This window comes from Streptomyces sp. NPDC090022 (assembly GCF_044748145.1).
Lineage (GTDB): Bacteria > Actinomycetota > Actinomycetes > Streptomycetales > Streptomycetaceae > Streptomyces.
This window is the reverse complement of sequence record NZ_JBIVFN010000017.1, coordinates 1-18875: the sequence shown is the minus strand read 5'-3', so window position 1 is coordinate 18875 and position 18875 is coordinate 1. Positions and strand designations below refer to the sequence as shown.

The window sequence follows — 18875 nt, the reverse complement described above, 5'->3', positions numbered from 1 at the left end:
TGCGCCATGAAGTACACGCAGCTCGGACGCACCGGACTCAAGGTCAGCCGACTCGTTCTCGGCACGATGAACTTCGGTCCGCAGACAGACGAACCCACCAGCCACTCGATCATGGACGCCGCCCTCGACGCAGGGCTGAACTTCTTCGACACCGCCAACGTCTACGGCTGGGGTGACGACAAGGGCCGGACCGAGGAGATCATCGGGTCCTGGTTCGCCCAGGGGGGCGGCCGGCGGGACAAGACCGTGCTGGCCACCAAGGTGTACGCGAACATGGCCGGCGACGGGCAGGAGCCGTGGCCCAACCACGACCGGCTCTCCGCGCTCAACATCCGCCGGGCGGTCGAGGCGAGCCTCACGCGGCTCCGCACCGACCACATCGACCTCTACCAGTTCCACCACGTCGACCGGAACACCCCCTTCGAGGAGATCTGGCAGGCCGTCGACGTCCTGATCCAGCAGGGCAAGGTCCTCTACGCGGGCTCCTCGAACTTCCCCGGCTACAAGATCGCCCAGGCCAACGAGACGGCCGCCCGCCGCGGGATGGTCGGCCTGGTCAGCGAGCAGTGCCTGTACAACCTCGCCGAGCGGCGCGCGGAGATGGAGGTCATCCCGGCCGCGCGGGAGTACGGGCTGGGCGTCATCCCCTGGTCCCCGCTGCACGGCGGGCTGCTCGGCGGCGTCATCAAGAAGGAGAGTGAGGGCGGCCGCCGCGCGTCGGGCCGGTCGGCGGACGCGCTCGCCAACACCTCCGTACGCGCGCAGGTGCAGGCGTACGAGGACCTGCTCGACAAGCACGGCCTGGCACCCGGCGAGACCGCGCTGGCCTGGCTGCTGACGCGGCCCGGGGTCACCGGCCCGATCGTCGGCCCGCGGACGCCGGAGCAGCTGCACAGCGCGCTGCGGGCGCTGGAGCTGGAGCTGAGCGAGGAGCTGCTGACGGGCCTGGAGGAGATCTTCCCCGGGCCGGGGGCGTCGCCGGAGGCGTTCGCCTGGTAGGCCGGGCCGGGCCGGGTCCGGGCGCAGGTCCGGGCCCGGGCTCAGGCGCAGGTCCAGGACCCGGTCGCTACTTGAGGGCGGAGGCCGCGGCCACGACGACGAACATCAGCACGAGTACGCCCGCCATCACGCGGTTTCTGGTCTTGGGATCCACCCGTCGAGCGTAACGCGGCCGGGCCCGGCCCCCGTGCGCGGGGGCTGGGCCCGTGGCGTACCTCACGGCCGCTCCGGGCCGGTCAGCGGCCAGGCGCCCACGACCTCGTACCGGGGCTGCTCGCCGGGGACGCCGCTGGTGGGCAGGTGGCTGCGGACCAGGCTCAGCTCGGCGACCTGCCAGGGCGTGCCCTCGAAGGACGCGAGCGCCTCCAGGTACGGGCGCAGGTCGGCGCCGCCCGCCTCGCGGGCCCGGGCCAGGGTCAGGTGGGGCGTGTACCGCCGGTGCTGCTCCATCGGCACCCCGGCCCGGCGGGCGGCGGCGTCGGCCCGCTCGGCGAGCATCCGCAGCGCGTCGAGGTCCCCGGCGGCGCCGGTCCACAGGGACCGGTGGCCGAAGTGGCCGACGCCGTGGAGGCGCAGCGGGAAGGGGGCGGTGCGGTGGGCGGCCCGCTCCAGGCGGGCGTGGAGCTCGGGGAGCACCTCGTCGCGGACCTCCCCCATGAAGGCGAGCGTGAAGTGCCAGCCGGGGCGGGAGGTCCAGCGAAGGGCTTGGGGGGCCGGCAGGCCGGGTGCGGCGAGCGCGAGGCGGAGTTCCTCCATGGCTGCCGTGGACGGCAGCACAGCGGCAAACAGTCTCATGGGGCGACCCTAGGGCGCGGCGCCGGGGTACGGGGCCGGTCGCGGGCCCCGGCCCGGCGGATGCCGGCCCCGCGGCGACGCTCCGGACGCCGGCGGGCCGGACGGCCCGCGCGGCGTCCGGGCGCACCCCGGGAACGGGGGTCAGGCGACCGCCGCCAGCTCGCCGGGGCGGGCCGGGACGTGGCGGTGGACCACCCGGACGCCGTGCCGGTCCAGGCTGAGGCGGAAATTGCCCACGCGGGCCAGGACCAGGGCGATCGCCGCCGCCGCGGCCAGGGACACCGCGCCGCCCGCCGCCATGCCGACGCGTGCGCCGTAGGTGTCGGTCACCCAGCCCACCAGGGGCGCGCCCAGCGGCGTACCGCCGGTGAAGACCATCATGAACAGGGCCATCACCCGGCCCCGCATCTCGGGGTCGGTGGCCATCTGCACGCTGGAGTTCGCCACGACGTTGACCGTCAGGCCGAACATGCCGATCGGCACCAGCAGCGCCGCGAACAGCCAGAAGCCGGGCGCGAAGGCCGTCGCCAGCTCCAGCGCTCCGAACAGCACGGCCGCCGCGACCAGCAGCCGCAGCCGCGCGTGGCCGCGCCGGGCGGCCAGCAGCGCGCCCGCCAGGGAGCCCACCGCGATCAGCGTGTTGAACAGGCCGTACGTTCCCGCGTCCGCGTGGAAGACGTCGTCCGTGAACGCCGTCAGCCAGATCGGGAAGTTGAAGCCGAACGTTCCGATGAAGCCCACCAGCACGATCGGCCAGATCAGCTCCGGGCGCCCGGACACGTACCGCAGGCCCTCCCGCAGCTGGCCCTTGGCGCGCGGCGCCTTGGCGACCGGGTGCAGTTCGTGCGCGCGCATCAGCAGCAGGCCGGTGACGGGCGCGACGAAGGACAGGCCGTTGAGCAGGAAGGCCCAGCCCGAGCCGACCGCCGTGATCAGCAGGCCTGCCACCGCCGGTCCGACCAGCCGCGCGGACTGGAAGTTCGCCGAGTTCAGGCTGACCGCGTTCGCCAGCTGTTCCGGTCCGACCATCTCGGTCACGAACGACTGCCGCGCCGGGTTGTCGACGACCGTCACCATGCCGAGGAGGAAGGCGGTCAGGTACACGTGCCAGACCTGGACGTGGCCCGTCAGGGTCAGGACGGCCAGGGCGACACCGGTCAGGCCCATCGCCGTCTGGGTGGCGATCAGCAGCGGCCGCTTGCGCAGCCGGTCGGCCAGGACGCCGCCGTAGAGGCCGAAGAGCAGCATCGGCAGGAACTGCAGGGCGATCGTGATGCCGACGGCGGAGGCGGAGCCGGTCAGCGACAGGACCAGCCAGTCCTGTGCGATGCGCTGCATCCAGGTGCCGGTGTTCGAGACGAGCTGTCCCATCGCGAAGAGCCGGTAGTTGCGGATCCTCAGCGAGCTGAACGTCGACTTCCTGGGCTTGGCGGGTGTCGCGGGTGTGGCAGGTGTGGCAGGTGAAGCGGGTGTGGCAGGTGAAGCGGGTGTGGCAGGTGAAGCGGGTCTTGCGGGTGGAGCGGTTGATGCCGGCGCATCAGGCGATGCGGTGGCACCGGATGATGAAGTAGCAGGGGTGGATATCTGGCCGGGTGCGGAGTCTGCTCCGTTTCCCGTACTCAAGGGCTCTCGCCTCCTCGCGTCGTACGTCCTACAGGTGCGCTACAGGTGCGCGAGCTTCTCCAGGACAGGTGCGGCCTCGCGCAGCTTGGCCCACTCGTCCTCGTCGAGCTCCTCCGCGAGCCGGGCCAGGAAGGCGTTGCGCTTGCGACGGCTCTCCTCGAGCATCGCCTCGGCCTCCTCCGTCTGGCTGACCACCTTCTGGCGGCGGTCGTCCGGATGCGGTTCCAGCTTGACCAGTCCCTTGGCCTCCAGCAACGCGACGATGCGCGTCATGGACGGCGGCTGGACGTGCTCGCGACGGGCCAGCTCACCGGGGGTGGCGCGGCCGCAGCGGGCCAGGGTGCCCAGGACCGACATCTCGGTCGGGCTCAGCGATTCGTCGACGCGCTGGTGCTTCAGGCGCCGGCCCAGCCGCATGATGGCCGAGCGGAGATCGTTCACGGCGGCAGCGTCGTCGCCATGGGAAAGGTCACGCATGTTCTTTAGATTAACTCATTACCCTGTCTAAGGAAAACCGGGTTTCGACGGGGTATGCGCAAGGTCACTCGTACGGGTGAGCCGCGGCCCGAAAGCGACCCGCGTACGCACCTCCAGCCCCGACTCTTTCGCCATGGGGACACATGTGCTGAGCATGCGCATAGACGGGGAGCTTCTGGAGCGGCTCCGGACTCATGCCGCAAAACGCGGAATGAGCGTCCAGGACTATGTGGTCCGGACGCTCATTCGCGACGACTTCGACGAACGCTTCAAGGCGGCGGTCGACGAGACGGAGAAGTTCTACGGCCTGACGTAGGCCGGGCGGGTGACGGAGCCGCTACGTGAGGCCGAGGGCCGGCATCGCGTAGTAGAAGAGGAACACCGCCGACACCACGTACATGGCCACCGGGACCTCGCGGCCCCGGCCGGTCGCGGCGCGCAGCGCGCAGAAGCTGATGAAGCCGATGCCGATGCCGTTGGTGATCGAGTAGGTGAAGGGCATCATCACCATGGCCAGGAAGGCCGGGACGGCGATGGTGAAGTCGCTCCAGTCGATGTCCTTCACCGAGCCCGCCAGGATCAGGAAGCCGACCGCGACCAGCGCCGGCGTCGCCGCCTGGGAGGGGACCATGGTGGCCAGCGGCGTCAGGAAGAGCGCCACGGCGAAGAGGCCGCCGGTGACGACGTTCGCGAGGCCGGTACGGGCGCCCTCGCCGACGCCGGCGGTGGACTCCACGAAGCAGGTGGTGGCCGACGACGAGGTCGCGCCGCCCGAGGCGACGGCCAGGCCGTCGATCAGCAGCACCTTGTTGATGCCGGGGAAGTTGCCGTCCTCGTCCATCAGCTTGGCTTCGTCGCCGACGCCGAGGATGGTGCCCATCGCGTCGAAGAAGCAGGACAGCAGCACGGTGAAGACGAAGAGGCAGCCGGTGAGCAGGCCGACCTTCTCGAAGCCGCCGAAGAGGCTGACCTGGCCGACGAGGCCGAAGTCGGGCGCGGCCACCGGGTTGCCCGGCCACTCGGGCACGGTCAGGCCCCAGGCCTGGCCCGGCAGGTCCGCCAGCAGCTGGACGGCGACGGCGACACCCGTCATGGCGACGATCGAGATCAGGATCGCGCCCGGGGTCTTGCGGATCAGCAGGGCGAGGGTGAGCAGCACGCCGAGGACGAAGATCAGGACGGGCCAGCCGTGCAGGTGGCCGTTGCCGCCGAGCTGGAGCGGCACGGTGGTGTGCGCGGCGTCCGGGATGCGCGAGACGAAGCCCGCGTCCACCAGGCCGATCAGCATGATGAACAGGCCGATGCCGATCGCGATGCCCTTGCGCAGGCCCAGCGGTACGGCGTTCATGACCCGCTCGCGCAGGCCCGTGGCGACCAGCAGCATCACCACGAAACCGGCCAGGACCACCATGCCCATCGCGTCCGCCCAGCTCATGCGCGGGGCGAGCTGGAGGGCGACGACGGTGTTCACGCCGAGGCCGGCCGCGAGGGCGATCGGGACGTTGCCGATGACCCCCATGAGGAGCGTGGTGAACGCGGCGGTCAGCACGGTGGCGGTGACCAGCTGGCCGCCGTCGAGCTGGTGGCCGTACATGTCCTTCGCGCTGCCGAGGATGATCGGGTTCAGCACGATGATGTAGGCCATCGCGAAGAAGGTGGCGAAACCGCCTCGGACCTCGCGGGCCAGGGTCGAGCCGCGCTCCGAGATCTTGAAGTAACGGTCCAGCGCGGAAGGGTCCTGGGGGGAAGGTTCCGGGGTGGTGGCCGTGGGCGCGGGGGCCGAGGTGCTCATTCGGTCCTCAAAAGTGGTTCGTTTAGTGGGTTCGTACGAGCGAAACCCGTCAGAGGCAAACCGTTTCAGTATGAACACATGAACGAAGTGGCGTCCATCTCCGCGCGTAGATGGCAAATCCGGCCGCCTAGACTGGGCGCCATGGCGAAATGGACCCCCACGCACGAGGCGCCCGAGCCCCTGGAGGGGCCCGTCGTCGCCACCATCACCGGCGGCACGATCCTCTGGTTCGCCATGTTCCTCGTCCAGCTCCCCTTCTACGGCTGGTTCGCCGACCGCGACCTGCTGTGGTGGGTGTGGACCTGCGCCGCCGGCGGCGTGCTCGGCCTCATCGGCATCTGGTACGTCCGCTCGCGCGAAGCCGCCCTCAAGCGGCACGCGGCGGAGCGGGAGGCGGCCGGCGGCGGCGACGGCGACGGCGCCCAGGGCCGGATCGGCTAGGAGCTGTCCGGCACACGCACTACCCGGGGTGCCGTGCGAGGCCCCACCCCGGGCGCTACCCGGGAACGATTCGTCTCATCCTGAAGTCGGATCTTCCGACCGCTCGGCGGGTGAACCGTTCGAACGCCGCTTACCGTCGGAACCATGACGCAGCGGGCGAAGATCGACCACGACGGACCCGAGCGGCGCGACCCCGGCCCGTCCGGTGGCTCGTCCGGCGGCCCGGCCATCGACGCGGGCGCCGAGCTCGACCCCGTACACCCCGTCAAACCGCCCCTGCCCCGGTTCAAGCCCGGCGGCCTGACCACCGCCGAGGTCGCCGAACGCGTCGCGCGCGGCGCCGTCAACGACGTCCCCGTCCGCAGCAGCCGCTCCACCGCCGACATCATCCGGGGCAACGTCTTCACCCGCTTCAACGCCATCATCGGCGTCCTCTGGGTGATCATGCTGATCGTCGCGCCGATCCAGGACAGCCTCTTCGGCTTCGTGATCGTCGCCAACACCGGCATCGGCATCATCCAGGAACTGCGCGCCAAGAAGACCCTCGACGGGCTGGCCGTCATCGGCGAGGCCAAACCCAGCGTGCGCCGCGACGGCCGCACCGCCGAGATCTCCACCTCCGAGATCGTCCTCGACGACGTCATCGAACTCGGACCCGGCGACAAGGTCGTCGTCGACGGCGTCGTCGGCGAGGCCGACGGCCTGGAGATCGACGAGTCCCTGCTCACCGGCGAGGCCGACCCGGTCCTGAAGAAGCCCGGCGACCAGGTCATGTCCGGCTCCTTCGTGGTCGCCGGCGGCGGCGCGTTCACCGCCACCAAGGTCGGCCGCGAGGCCTACGCCGCCCAGCTCGCCGAAGAGGCCTCCCGCTTCACCCTCGTCCACTCCGAGCTGCGCTCCGGCATCTCCACCATCCTCAAGTACGTCACCTGGATGATGATCCCGACCTCGATCGGGTTGATCATCAGCCAGCTGGTCGTCAAGGAGAACAACCTCAAGGACTCCATCGCCCGCACCGTCGGCGGCATCGTCCCGATGATCCCCGAAGGCCTGGTCCTGCTCACCTCCGTCGCCTTCGCCATCGGCGTCGTCCGCCTCGGCCGCCAGCAGTGCCTGGTCCAGGAGCTGCCCGCCATCGAGGGCCTGGCCCGTGTCGACGTCGTCTGCCTGGACAAGACCGGCACCCTCACCGAGGGCGGCATGGACGTCACCGAGCTCCGCCCGCTCGGCGGCGCGGACCCGGCGTACGTACGGAAGGTGCTCGGCGCGCTCGGCGAGTCCGACCCGCGCCCCAACGCCAGCCTCCAGGCGATCATCGACGCCTACCCGGACAGCGAGGAGTGGCGCTGCACCGAGTCGCTGCCCTTCTCCTCCGCCCGCAAGTACAGCGGCGCCAGCTTCAGCGAGGGCGACGGCGAGAACTCCACCTGGCTGCTGGGCGCCCCCGACGTGCTGCTGCCCTCCGGCGACCCCGCCCTGGAGGAGATCGACTCCCTCAACGAGCAGGGCCTGCGCGTGCTGCTGCTGGCCCGCTCCACCCGCGAGCTGGACGACCCCGAGGTCGCCGGCGGCGTCCGGCCCACCGCCCTGGTGGTCCTGGAACAGCGGCTGCGGCCCGACGCCGCCGACACCCTGCGCTACTTCGACGAGCAGAAGGTCCACGCGAAGGTCATCTCCGGCGACAACGCCGTCTCCGTCTCGGCGGTGGCCGGCAAGCTCGGCCTGCCGGGTGCGCAGAACACCGTCGACGCCCGCCGGCTGCCCTCCGACCAGCAGGAGATGGCCGAGGAGCTGGACCGCAACAGCGTCTTCGGCCGGGTCACCCCGCAGCAGAAGCGGGACATGGTCGGCGCCCTGCAGTCCCGGGGGCACACGGTCGCGATGACCGGCGACGGCGTCAACGACGTCCTCGCGCTCAAGGACGCCGACATCGGCGTGTCGATGGGCTCGGGCTCGGAGGCGACCCGCGCCGTCGCGCAGATCGTCCTCCTCAACAACAGCTTCGCGACCCTGCCCTCGGTGGTCGCCGAGGGCCGCCGGGTCATCGGCAACATCACCCGCGTCGCCACGCTCTTCCTCACCAAGACGGTCTACTCCGTCCTCCTGGCCATCCTGGTGGTCTGCTCGCAGGTCGAGTACCCCTTCCTGCCGCGCCACCTGACGCTGCTGTCCACGCTCACCATCGGCGTGCCCGCCTTCTTCCTGGCGCTGGCCCCCAACAAGGAGCGCGCCCAGCCGCACTTCGTCAAACGGGTGATGCGGTACGCGATCCCGGGCGGCGCGATCGCGGCGGTGGCCACCTTCGTGACGTACCTGGTGGCACGCGCCCACTACACGGGGCCGGAAGCGCTTCAGGCCGAGACCAGCGCGGCGACGCTGACGCTGTTCCTGACGTCGATGTGGGTGCTGGCGATCATCGCCCGGCCGTACACGTGGTGGCGGGTGGGGCTCGTCGGCGCGATGGGGCTGTGCTTCCTGATCGTCCTGGTGGTGCCGTGGCTGCAGGAGTTCTTCGAGCTCAAGCTGGTGGGGACGATCATGCCGTGGACGGCCGTCGGCATCGCGGCGGCGGCCGCGGCCCTGATCGAGTTCACCTTCCGCTGGGTCGACCGCAGGTTCCCGGCGTAGGCGGCCGGGCCCGCCATGCGCAGGGAACGGGGCCGGGACCGGGGGGCGGCGACGGCGGTCCTCGCCCTGCTGTCCTTCGCGATGCTGATCGTCTCGCTCGACCAGTACATCGTCGTGGTGGCGCTCCCCGACATCGCCCGGGACCTGGGCTACTCCGCGCAGACGCTCCAGGCCGTCATCAGCGCCTACGCCGTGACCTCGGCCGGGTTCCTGCTCTTCGGCGGGCGCGCCGCCGACCTGCTCGGCCGGCGGCGCGTGCTGGCCACGGGCCTCGCGCTGTACGCCGCGGCGGCGCTCGCCGGCGGCCTCGCGACCGTGCCCGGGACGCTGCTCGCCGCCCGCGCGGTCCAGGGGCTCGGCGGCGCCCTCGTCTTCCCCACCACCCTCGCCCTGATCAACACCACCTTCGCCGAGGGCCGGGCGCGCAACCGCGCCCTGGGGATCTGGGGCGGCGCGGGAGCCGCGGGCCTGGTGATCGGAGTGCTGCTCGGCGGCCTGCTCACGCAGGCCTTCGGCTGGGAGGCGGTGTTCCTGGTGAACGTCGCCCTGGCCGGACCCGCGCTGCTGCTCACCTTCGTGGTGATCCCCCCGGACGGCCCGCGCGAACGGGGCCGCACCTTCGACCTGCCCGGCGCGCTCAGCGTCACGGCGGGCGTCACCCTGATCGTGTTCGCGCTGGTCCAGGGCCCGGCGCTGGGCTGGACCTCGCCCGGCTTCCTCACCGCCGTACTGGCGGGCCTGCTGCTGCTCGCGGCGTTCGCCGTCATCGAGCGGCGCAGCCCGGACCCGCTGGTGCCGCCGCGGCTGCTCGCCAACCCGAACCTGGTGACCGGCGTGGTCATCGCGTTCATGTTCATGGCGACGTTCGGCTCGGTGCTGTACTTCCTGTCCCTCTACTTCCAGGACGTCCTCGGCTACGACGCCCTGCGGACCGGCGCCGCCTTCCTCCTGCCCACGGCGGTGGTGGTCGCCGGCTCCACGGCGGCGGGCCGCCTGGTGACACGCTTCGGCCTCCGCACCACCCTGAGCGCCGCCCTCGCAGCCGGCGCGCTCGGCGCCGTCGCCCTCGGTCTGGCCATCGGCCCGGACGGCTCGTACGCGGAACTGATCCCCGGCCTGGTGGTGCTGAGCGCCGGCGACGGCATCGTCTTCACCGCCATGTTCATCACCGCCGCCACCGGCGTCCCCGACCGCGACCAGGGCACCGCCTCCGGCATCGCCTCCACCGGCTCGGGCGTGGGCGCGGCGGTCGGCCTCGCCGTCCTCGTCCTGATCGCGACGGCCGGTCTCGACGGCCTGACCGGCGAGCAGCTGCGCACGGCCACCGCCGACGGCATCAGCCGGGCCCTGTTCGTGGTGGCGGCCGGCATCGCCCTCACCCTGGCAGCGGCCTGCCCCCGCTGCCCGGCCCCCTCCCTCCCGCTCCCGCTCCCGCCCCCGGTCCCGTACCAGCCCCGCCGCTGCTGACGGTGCCGCCGCCCGTGGCGGCACATGGTGAACGCACCCCGCCCGCCCCACGGGCTTCGGGTGGGCGGGGGTGCCGGCCGTTAGTCGAACCAGCGGTCGCGGGCCAGTTCCGTGGTGCGGGAGGGGTCCTCCAGGAGGGCGGCCACCTCGAAGCGGCGCGGCCACTGGCCCGCCGACCAGGCCAGGCCCGCCGCCACGCCCTCCAGCGTGGCCGCGTGCAGGGTGCCGTCCGGGGTGCGGCGCCAGTCCAGTTCGACGCCGCCCGCGATCAGTTCCTCGTGCTCCAGGTACGTCTCGGGGGTGGCCGGACCCAGCAGGATCCGTACCGACTCCGGGACCTCGTGCTCCTCGCCCGGCGTGGTCACCTCCGCCGGTACGGTCTGCGACAGCCGCCGCACCTGGAGCAGGTCCGCCAGGTCCGCCGCCCGCGCCGGGGCCACCGGCAGCAGGGCCAGGCCCGCCGTCAGCGGCAGCAGGTCGGGCGCGTCGGCCACCAGCGCCTCGGCCGCGTCCACCACGACCACCTCGCCGTCGACCACCGCGCGCAGCTCGTCGGGCAGCGTGACCTGCTCGGGATCCAGGTCGGCCAGCGCCCCGTACAGCGCGTGCAGCTGACGCCCGGTCACCTCCCGCTCCGGGTCCGCGAGCCGGGCCAGCAGCTCCGCCGCACCACCGGGCTCGTCCAGCAGGGCGGCCACCGAGGTCCGTACGCCCAGCGCCCGCAGGACCTGCTCGTCCTCGAAGCCGGTGGCGTCGGCCGCCGTGTACAGGCCCTCCAGCAGCGGATCGCCGCCCGCCGCCCGCAGCCCGGCCGGCCGCCGGCCGTCCAGGACCGGGTGGTCGCGCAGCCACCACGCGGTGTACGGGCGCACGCTCTGCGTCGTGCCGTCCGGCAGCAGCACCCGCACCGGCTGGGTCAGCGCGTCGCGCAGCGGCGGCTGCGCGAGCAGGGCGAGGGCCTGCGGCCAGCAGTCGTCGTCGACCAGGTCCAGGTCCCGTACGGCGACCAGCTCGGTGGCGACCGGCGGCACCGGGCCCTCGGGCAGCTGGTCCAGGACGTCCTCGCACCACACGTCGACCGCGTCCAGCAGGCCCGCGTCGTCCGGCTCGGCGAAGTCCCCCTCGCGCGGTTCCAGTTCGTCCGGGTCCAGGACCACGTCGGTGGCCCGTACCAGCTGGAAGCCGGCCAGCACGCCGACGGCCGTCAGTGTCTGCTCGCTCCAGCGTGCGGCCAGTTCGCCGTCCACGAAGCCGAGCTCGTCCTCGCGGACGACCGCCGCGAACGGGCTCCCGGGCAGCAGGAGTTCACCCGCCGGGACGAGCTCGCCGTCCTCGTCGGGCAGGGCCAGGGCGCCCAGCCACGGCTCGTCACCGGGTTCCAGGCCGGCGTCCCGGACCAGGCCGAGGACGAGCTCGGCCAGCTCCTCCGGGTCCAAGGCCTCCTCGTCCCAGACCTCTCCGGCGTCCAGGGACGCCGCGACGGCGGCCCGTACCTGCGGGGTGGTCAGCACCGCCCGCGGGTTGGCCGCGACCGCGCCGAGCTTCTCCAGCAGCGGGTGCGCGGCGTCCGGGTGCGCGATCTTCAGGCCGATCCGGGTGAGCCCGGCCGGGGTGTCCGGGCCGGGCAGCAGGATGTGCCGGGGCCCGATCGCGACGCGGACCGGGCCGGCGACGGGCTCGCCCTCGCCGGCGGGTTCCGCCGCCAGCGGTACGGGCAGCCCGGTCAGCCGGTCGGGGTCCACCCCGGCCAGCGAGTCGTAGAGCCGGTACCACCACTGCGGCGCCCGGTCGATGCCCGCGATCCGCTCGATCGCGTCGCCCAGCGACAGCCGGCCGACCCCCAGCGCGCGCAGCTCGGAGCGCCGCTCCAGGCCCGCCGGCAGCAGCGTGGGCAGGACATCGGCGAGTACCTGTACGGTCTCCGCGCCGGCGCCCTCGACGACCTCGGCCTCGAACGGGCGCAGCGCGACCAGTTCCTCCGACGGCGCCGCCGGCGCGAGGAAGGCCGTCCGCGGCAGCCGCTGGAGGATCGCCTCGCGCAGCGCGCCGTCCAGCGCGCCCCGGCCCAGCGCGCCGGGCACCAGGTCGACCAGGGCGGTGCTGACCGGCCGCCAGGCGCCGAGCAGTTCGGCGTACGCCTCGGCGGCGCGCTCCACCAGGAAGTCGGTCAGCGGCCCCGGCGCCGGGTGCCGGCGGGCGGTGTCCAGCGGCAGGCTGGCGATCAGCAGCGCCGGGACGCCCAGCGGCTCGTCGGTCGGGGTGGGCGCGTGCACCACGGGCGCGGTCTCCGGGCGCACCGGTGCGCCCTCGGCGTCCACGGGCACCGCCCAGGACACGGTCCAGTACGGGCGCAGCCGCTCCTCCACCGGACGGTCGGCGAGCAGCGCGGGGTCGAGGGTGCCGTGGTGGCGGACGGTGCGCCAGTGGCGTACCTGGCCGGCGGCGCTGTCGTCGATGACGGTGAACGCGCCGTCGGTGCGGCGGGTCAGGGTACGGACGCCCTCGGGGGTCTCGACCACCAGCTCGGCCAGCCCGGGCAGGGTCAGCAGCAGGGCGTCGTCGATCCCGGTGAGCAGCCGGCGGACCAGGTCCTCGGCGGCGGCGTCGCGCAGCGGCAGCACCACCACGGTGTCGTAGCCCTCGGGCGCCGTCCCCTCGGCGGGCAGCGGCAGCCGCAGCAGCGGCACGTGGCCGTCGCGGCGGCGCAGCTCGTCACCGAGACCGGGGCTGAACCGGGCGGTCTCGGCGGCCAGTTCACGGGCCTCGGCCAGGGACCAGCGGACGCCGCCGTGCCGGCCGAGCACGGCGGGCTCGTCGGAGACGGCGAGGACGGCGGCGAAGCCGACGCCGAACCGGCCCACGGACTGCGCGTCCGCACCGGCGGCCGGCTCCCGCTTGGCGGAGGCCCGCAGGGTGCTCAAGGACTCCATGCCGGTGGCGTCCAGCGGGGCGCCGGTGTTGGCGGCGGCGAGCACGGGGTGCCCGCCCTCGACCGGGTGCACGGTGAGCCGGAGCCGGCCGGGCACCCCGGCGCGGGCGGCGGCGTCGGCGGCGTTCTGCGCCAGCTCGACCACGAGCCGGTCCCGGTAGCCGCCGAGTGCCAGGTCCTCCTCGGCGTTGGCGTCCTCGCGGAACCGGGCGGGCGAGGCCGCCCACGCGTCGAGCACCCCGCGCCGCAACCTGGCCGTGCCGAAGGGGTCGACGCCGCCCGGGGCTGCCGTCACTCGCACGCTCACGTGCTGCCTCCTTGATCTGGGATCCCGAAGGTATCGCGGCCGGTGGCCGCGGGCTCAGCCGGTGGGCAGTACCGCGCCGCGCGCCGTCCGCCGGCCCGCCCGGGAACGGCACGGCCCCGGTGGTGAGGACACCACCGGGGCCGTGGCCGTCAGGCGCGGGCCGGCCGACGGCGGCCGCGTCGGTCGCGGACGACCGTCAGAGCTGCTCGATCACGTAGTCGACGCAGGCCGTCAGCGCCTGGACGTCCGCCGGGTCGATCGCCGGGAACATCGCCACGCGCAGCTGGTTGCGGCCGAGCTTGCGGTACGGCTCGGTGTCCACGATGCCGTTGGCGCGCAGCGCCTTGGCGACGGCCGCCGCGTCGATGTCGTCCGAGAAGTCGATCGTGCCGATGACCGACGACCGCTTCGCGGGGTCCGCGACGAACGGGCTCGCGTACTTCGACGCCTCCGCCCACCCGTACAGGTGCGCCGCGCTGGCCGCCGTACGGCCGGTCGCGAACTCCAGGCCGCCCTGGCCGTTGAGCCACTCCAGCTGCTGGTTCAGCAGGAAGAGGGTGGCCAGGGCCGGGGTGTTGTACGTCTGGTTCTTCAGCGAGTTGTCGATCGCGGTCGGCAGCGAGAAGAACTCCGGGACGTGCCGGCCGGAACCGTGCACGCGGGCCGCGCGCTCCAGGGCCGCCGGGGAGAACGCCGCCAGCCACAGGCCGCCGTCCGAGGCGAACGACTTCTGCGGGGCGAAGTAGTAGACGTCGGTCTCGGTGATGTCCACCGGCAGACCACCGGCCCCCGAGGTCGCGTCCACCAGCACCAGCGCGCCCTCGTCGGCACCCGCGACCCGCTTCAGCGGCGCTGCGACACCCGTGGAGGTCTCGTTGTGCGTGAACGCGTACACGTCCACGCCCGCCTCGGCCTTCGGGTCGGGGTGGGTGCCCGGCTCGGAGGAGATGACGGACGGCTCGTCCAGCCACGGCGCCAGCTTGGCGGCCTTGGCGAACTTGGACGAGAACTCGCCGAAGGTCAGGTGCTGCGACTTCTGCTCGATGAGCCCGTGCGTCGCGATGTCCCAGAAGGCGGTGGAGCCGCCGTTGCCCAGGATCACCTCGTACCCCTCGGGCAGCGAGAAGAGGTCCCGGATGCCCTGCCGCACCGAGCCGACCAGGTTCTTGACCGGGGCCTGGCGGTGCGAGGTTCCGAGCAGGGAGGTTCCGGTGGCGGCCAGCGCGTCCAGCGCCTCGGTCCGCACCTTGGAGGGGCCCGCGCCGAAGCGTCCGTCGGCGGGCTTGATGTCAGCGGGAATCTGGATCTCAGCCACGTGCGGAGCGTAGCGGGTCCGCACGCGCGCCCCGGCAGCGCGTCCACCCGATGAGACGACGAGGGGCAGGATGGGAGGCGTGACCGGTCTTGAGCGGGCGCTGCGTGCCGAGGTGCGCGGCGAGGTGGATTTCGGTGCGGCGGCGCGGGCGCTGGTGACCATGGACGCGTCCAACTACCGGCGGGTGCCGCTGGGCGTGGTCGCGCCGCGCGACGCGGAGGACGTCGCCGCGACACTGCGGGTGTGCCGGGAGGCCGGGGTCCCGGTCGTCCCGCGCGGCGGCGGGACCTCGATCGCCGGGCAGGCGACGGGCGTGGGCGTGGTGCTGGACTTCACCCGGCACATGGCGGCCGTCCTGGCGGTGGACGCCGAGGCCCGTACCGCCGTGGTCCAGCCCGGCCTGGTGCTGGACGACCTGCTCGCCGCCGTCCGCCCGTACGGGCTGACCTTCGGCCCCGACCCGTCCACGCACGCGCGCTGCACGCTCGGCGGGATGATCGGCAACAACGCCTGCGGGGCCCACTCGGTGGCCTGGGGCACCACCGCCGACAACGTCGCCGAGCTGGACGTCCTCGCGTACGGCGGCACCTCGCACCGCCTGGCGACCGGCTGGGACGGCGCTCCGGCCGGCCTCGCGGAGCTGGTCGCGGGGAACCTGGCGACGATCCGGACCGGCATGGCCCGCGCGGGGATGACCCGCCGCATCTCGGGCTACGCGCTGGACGCGCTGCTGCCCGAGCGCGGGGTGGAGGCGGCCCGCGCGTTCTGTGGAAGCGAAGGGACACTCGGGGTGGTGACACAGGCGGTCGTGCGCCTGGTCGAAGCGCCGCGCGCGCCGGTGCTCGCGGTCCTCGGGTACGCCGACGAGTCGGTGGCGGCGGACGCGGCCGCCGGGCTGCTGCCGTACCGGCCGCTGACGGTGGAGGGCATGGCGGCGGACCTGGTGCGGGGGCATGGCGGCGGGCTGCCGCGCGGGGGCGCGTGGCTGTTCGTCGAGATGCCCGACGAGGGGGCGGCGCGGTCCGTCGTCCGGGCCGCCGACGCCCTCGACGCGGCCGTGGTCGCCGACCCGGCGGCCCGGCGCGCGCTGTGGCGGATCCGGGAGGACGCGGCCGGGACCGCGACCCTGCTGCCCGGCGGCGGTGCGGCCTGGCCGGGCTGGGAGGACTGCGCGGTGCCACCGGCGCGGCTGGGGGCGTACCTGAAGGAGTTCCGTGCCCTGCTGGCGGCGCACGGGCTGCACGGGACGCCGTACGGGCACTTCGGCGAGGGGTGCGTGCACGTCCGCATCGACTTCGACCTGGTGACGGAGGAGGGGGTGCGGCGCTTCCGCGTCTTCTCGGAGGAGCTCGCGGACCTGGTCGTCGCGCACGGCGGCTCGCTGTCCGGGGAGCACGGGGACGGGCAGGCCCGGGCCGAGCTGCTGCCCCGGATGTACGGGGCGGAGGCCGTCCGGCTCTTCGGCGCGTACAAGGACCTGTGGGACCCGGCGGGCGGCATGAACCCCGGCATGCTCGCCCGGCCGGCGCGGCTGGACGAGAACCTCCGGTTCGAGGTGCTGCGGGGCGCCCCTGGTGAGGGCGGCGGGGGCGGCGGGCTCGCGCGGGAGGTGGTGCGGTGCGTGGGGGTCGCCAAGTGCCGGACGACGGCCACCGGGCCCGGCACGGGGGTGATGTGCCCGTCGTACCGGGTGACGCGGGAGGAACGGCACTCCACCCGGGGGCGGGCGCGGCTGCTGCACGAGATGCTCGCGGGCGAGATCATCACGGACGGCTGGCGCTCGGCGGAGGTCGCCGAGGCCCTCGACCTGTGCCTGGGGTGCAAGGGGTGCCGCAGCGACTGCCCGGTGGGCGTCGACATGGCCGCCTACAAGGCCGAGTTCCTCGACCGCCACTGGGCCGGCCGCCTCCGGCCGCTCGCGCACTACTCGATGGGCGGCCTGCCCGGCTGGCTGCGCGTGGTGGCGGCGCTACGGGCGGCCCGTGCGGCCCGTGTGATCAACGGGCTGGCCAGGCTGCCGGGGGCCGGGCGACTGGCGGGGGTGGCGCGGGAACGGGACCTGCCACGGCTGGCGGAGGAGACGTTCACGCGGGGGATGCGGACCCGGCCCCGCGCCGACGCCGGGGTGCTGCTGTGGCCGGACACCTTCACGGAGTACTTCGCCCCCGAGGCCGGCCGGGCGGCGGTACGGGTCCTCGGCGCGGCCGGGATCGAGGTCGCGCTGCCGGCGGGCCCGGTGTGCTGCGGGCTGACGTACGTCTCCACGGGCCGCCTGGACCGGGCCCGGAAGGTGCTGCGGCGGACGCTGGACGTGGCGGCGGGGGACCGGGGGGTGCCGGAAGCGGTCGTCGTCCTCGAACCGAGCTGTGCGGCGGCCCTGCGGACCGACCTGCCCGCGCTGCTTCCCGGTGATCCCCGCGCTGCCCGGCTCGCGGCGGCCGTACGGACCTTCGCCGAGGTCCTGGAGGAGCGCGCCCCGCGGTGGCGGCCACCGCGCCTGGACCGCCCGGTCGTCGGCCAGACCCACTGCCACCAGCACGCCGTCCTGGGTGACGCGGCCGAGCGCCGGCTGCGCGAACGGGCCGGGCTCGTGGGCGAGCTGAGCGGCGGCTGCTGCGGACTGGCGGGAAACTTCGGCTTCGAGCCCGGGCACTACGAGGTGTCGGTCGCGTGCGCGGAGGAACAGCTGCTGCCGTCGCTGCGCGCGGCCGCGCCCGCGGCCGCCGTCCTGGCGGACGGGTTCTCCTGCCGTACCCAGATCGCCCAGCTGGCCGGCCGCCGGGCCCGGCACCTGGCGGAACTGCTGGCGGAGGCGCTGGAGGAGGAGCCGGGGGCGACGGGGGAGCCGGAGGGGCCGGAGGGGCCGGAGGGGCCGGGGGCGGTGTAAGGCGGAACGCGGCGAATCATTCCTTACCGACCCCTTAACCTGAAGCAATGAGCACCACCCCCAGCCCAACCCCCGCCCCCGCCTCCCCCGCCGCCCTGCCGCTCCCGCTGCCCGAGCGCGGCCGCGGCCCCGCGCGTCTCGGGCCGGTGGGGCTGGTGCTCGCGGCGGGCGTCTCGGTGCAGTTCGGCGCCGCGCTCGCCGTCCTGATCATGCCGCGCGCGGGCGCGGCGGGCGTGGTGACGCTGCGCCTCGCGGCGGCCGCGGTGGTGCTGCTCCTGGTCTGCCGCCCGAAGGTACGGGGCTACTCGCGCGCCGACTGGGGCACGGTCGTCGCCTTCGGCGTGGCGATGGCCGGGATGAACGGCTTCATCTACCAGGCGATCGACCGCATTCCCATGGGGCCTGCCGTCACCCTGGAGGTGCTGGGTCCGCTCGCGCTGTCGGTGATCGTCTCCCGGAGGCTGGTGAACCTGCTCTGGGCGGGCCTCGCCCTGGCGGGCGTGGTCCTGCTGTCCGGTCACGGCGGGGGGTTCGGCTCCCTCGACCTGGTCGGCGCGGCCTTCGCGGTGGGCGCGGGCGCGATGTGGGCGGCGTACATCGTCTTCAGCGCGCGTACGGGCCGGCGCTTCCCGCAGGCGGACGGGCTGGCGCTGGCCATGGTGGTCGCGGCCGTGCTCAGCCTGCCGCTCGGCGTCATGGAGGCGGGCCCGGCCCTGCTGGTCCCGAGCACGCTGGCGCTGGGCGTGGGCGTGGCGGTGCTGTCCTCGGTCCTGCCGTACACCCTGGAACTCCTGGCGCTGCGCCGCCTCCCGGCACCGACGTTCGCCATCCTGATGAGCCTCGAACCGGCCATCGCGGCCACGGCGGGCTTCGTGATCCTGCACCAGGCGATGTCGACGACGGACGCCCTGGCGATCGCCCTGGTGATCGCGGCGAGCATGGGCGCGGTGCGCTCGCAGGCGGGGCGCAGGGAGAAGCGATAGGGGCTCGTCTGCTGAACGGCCCGTAGGGGTGGTGTGGGGCTGGCAGGCTGTGGCGCGCCAGTGGCAGCGGGACGAGCCGAACGGCTCGATCCGCAAGCTCAAGAGAGGCCCGGCTGGGGCCTGTGGGCCACCACCCTCCCCACCCCCCAGGCCACGGCCAGGGCCGCCACGATCAGCAGCCCGCGCCCGCCCTCCGCGGACCAGGGGTCGACGGCCCGCCGTACCGGCCCGC

At 73.8% G+C, this 18875-nt stretch carries 13 protein-coding genes; 7 read left to right on the top strand and 6 right to left on the bottom strand.

What is annotated here, in order from left to right:
* Positions 1 to 6 precede the first annotated feature (6 nt).
* Positions 7 to 999, top strand: a complete 993-nt coding sequence (locus ACIPXB_RS25690; protein ID WP_401453734.1) for an aldo/keto reductase — start codon at positions 7 to 9, stop codon at positions 997 to 999.
* A gap of 216 nt (positions 1000 to 1215) precedes the next feature.
* Here the strand turns inward: ACIPXB_RS25690 and thpR are convergent, their stop codons facing one another.
* The 3 genes from thpR to ACIPXB_RS25675 form a co-directional block, all read right to left on the bottom strand.
* On the bottom strand, positions 1216 to 1794 hold the full coding sequence (gene thpR, locus ACIPXB_RS25685) for an RNA 2',3'-cyclic phosphodiesterase (protein ID WP_401453733.1): 579 nt from the start codon (positions 1792 to 1794) through the stop codon (positions 1216 to 1218).
* A gap of 141 nt (positions 1795 to 1935) precedes the next feature.
* Entirely contained in the window at positions 1936 to 3417 is a 1482-nt protein-coding gene (locus ACIPXB_RS25680; RefSeq protein ID WP_401453732.1) for an MFS transporter, read from the bottom strand.
* A gap of 39 nt (positions 3418 to 3456) precedes the next feature.
* Positions 3457 to 3894, bottom strand: a complete 438-nt coding sequence (locus tag ACIPXB_RS25675; protein WP_401453731.1) for a MarR family winged helix-turn-helix transcriptional regulator — start codon at positions 3892 to 3894, stop codon at positions 3457 to 3459.
* Between the two features lie 133 nt (positions 3895 to 4027).
* Between ACIPXB_RS25675 and ACIPXB_RS25670 the strand changes: the two genes are divergently transcribed.
* Entirely contained in the window at positions 4028 to 4210 is a 183-nt protein-coding gene (locus tag ACIPXB_RS25670; RefSeq protein WP_031146958.1) for a hypothetical protein, read from the top strand.
* Positions 4211 to 4231: 21 nt separating this feature from the next.
* On the opposite strand, the gene ACIPXB_RS25665 is transcribed toward ACIPXB_RS25670, so the two are convergent.
* On the bottom strand, positions 4232 to 5686 hold the full coding sequence (locus ACIPXB_RS25665; RefSeq protein WP_401453730.1) for an NCS2 family permease: 1455 nt from the start codon (positions 5684 to 5686) through the stop codon (positions 4232 to 4234).
* A 141-nt stretch (positions 5687 to 5827) separates the two neighbouring features.
* Between ACIPXB_RS25665 and ACIPXB_RS25660 the strand changes: the two genes are divergently transcribed.
* The 3 genes from ACIPXB_RS25660 to ACIPXB_RS25650 all read left to right on the top strand — a co-directional run bounded on the left by ACIPXB_RS25660 (position 5828) and on the right by ACIPXB_RS25650 (position 10222).
* Positions 5828 to 6127 carry a DUF2530 domain-containing protein gene (locus ACIPXB_RS25660; protein WP_401453729.1) on the top strand — a complete coding sequence of 100 codons (300 nt, stop codon included), beginning with the start codon at positions 5828 to 5830 and terminating at the stop codon, positions 6125 to 6127.
* 144 nt (positions 6128 to 6271) lie between these two features.
* Complete coding sequence (locus ACIPXB_RS25655; protein ID WP_401453728.1) at positions 6272 to 8755, top strand: HAD-IC family P-type ATPase; 2484 nt, start codon at positions 6272 to 6274, stop codon at positions 8753 to 8755.
* Between the two features lie 15 nt (positions 8756 to 8770).
* Positions 8771 to 10222, top strand: a complete 1452-nt coding sequence (locus tag ACIPXB_RS25650; protein WP_401453727.1) for an MFS transporter — start codon at positions 8771 to 8773, stop codon at positions 10220 to 10222.
* Positions 10223 to 10302: 80 nt separating this feature from the next.
* Here the strand turns inward: ACIPXB_RS25650 and ACIPXB_RS25645 are convergent, their stop codons facing one another.
* Together ACIPXB_RS25645 and serC are read right to left on the bottom strand one after the other, a co-directional pair.
* On the bottom strand, positions 10303 to 13458 hold the full coding sequence (locus tag ACIPXB_RS25645; protein ID WP_401453726.1) for a sacsin N-terminal ATP-binding-like domain-containing protein: 3156 nt from the start codon (positions 13456 to 13458) through the stop codon (positions 10303 to 10305).
* Between the two features lie 196 nt (positions 13459 to 13654).
* Complete coding sequence (serC, locus tag ACIPXB_RS25640) at positions 13655 to 14773, bottom strand: phosphoserine transaminase (protein ID WP_401453725.1); 1119 nt, start codon at positions 14771 to 14773, stop codon at positions 13655 to 13657.
* A gap of 70 nt (positions 14774 to 14843) precedes the next feature.
* On the opposite strand from serC, the gene ACIPXB_RS25635 reads away from it, so the two are divergent.
* Together ACIPXB_RS25635 and ACIPXB_RS25630 are read left to right on the top strand one after the other, a co-directional pair.
* A complete protein-coding gene (locus ACIPXB_RS25635) occupies positions 14844 to 17660 on the top strand; it encodes an FAD-binding and (Fe-S)-binding domain-containing protein (RefSeq protein ID WP_401453724.1) in 2817 nt (938 codons plus the stop codon).
* A 47-nt stretch (positions 17661 to 17707) separates the two neighbouring features.
* Entirely contained in the window at positions 17708 to 18643 is a 936-nt protein-coding gene (locus ACIPXB_RS25630; protein WP_401453723.1) for an EamA family transporter, read from the top strand.
* Positions 18644 to 18875: the final 232 nt, after the last annotated feature.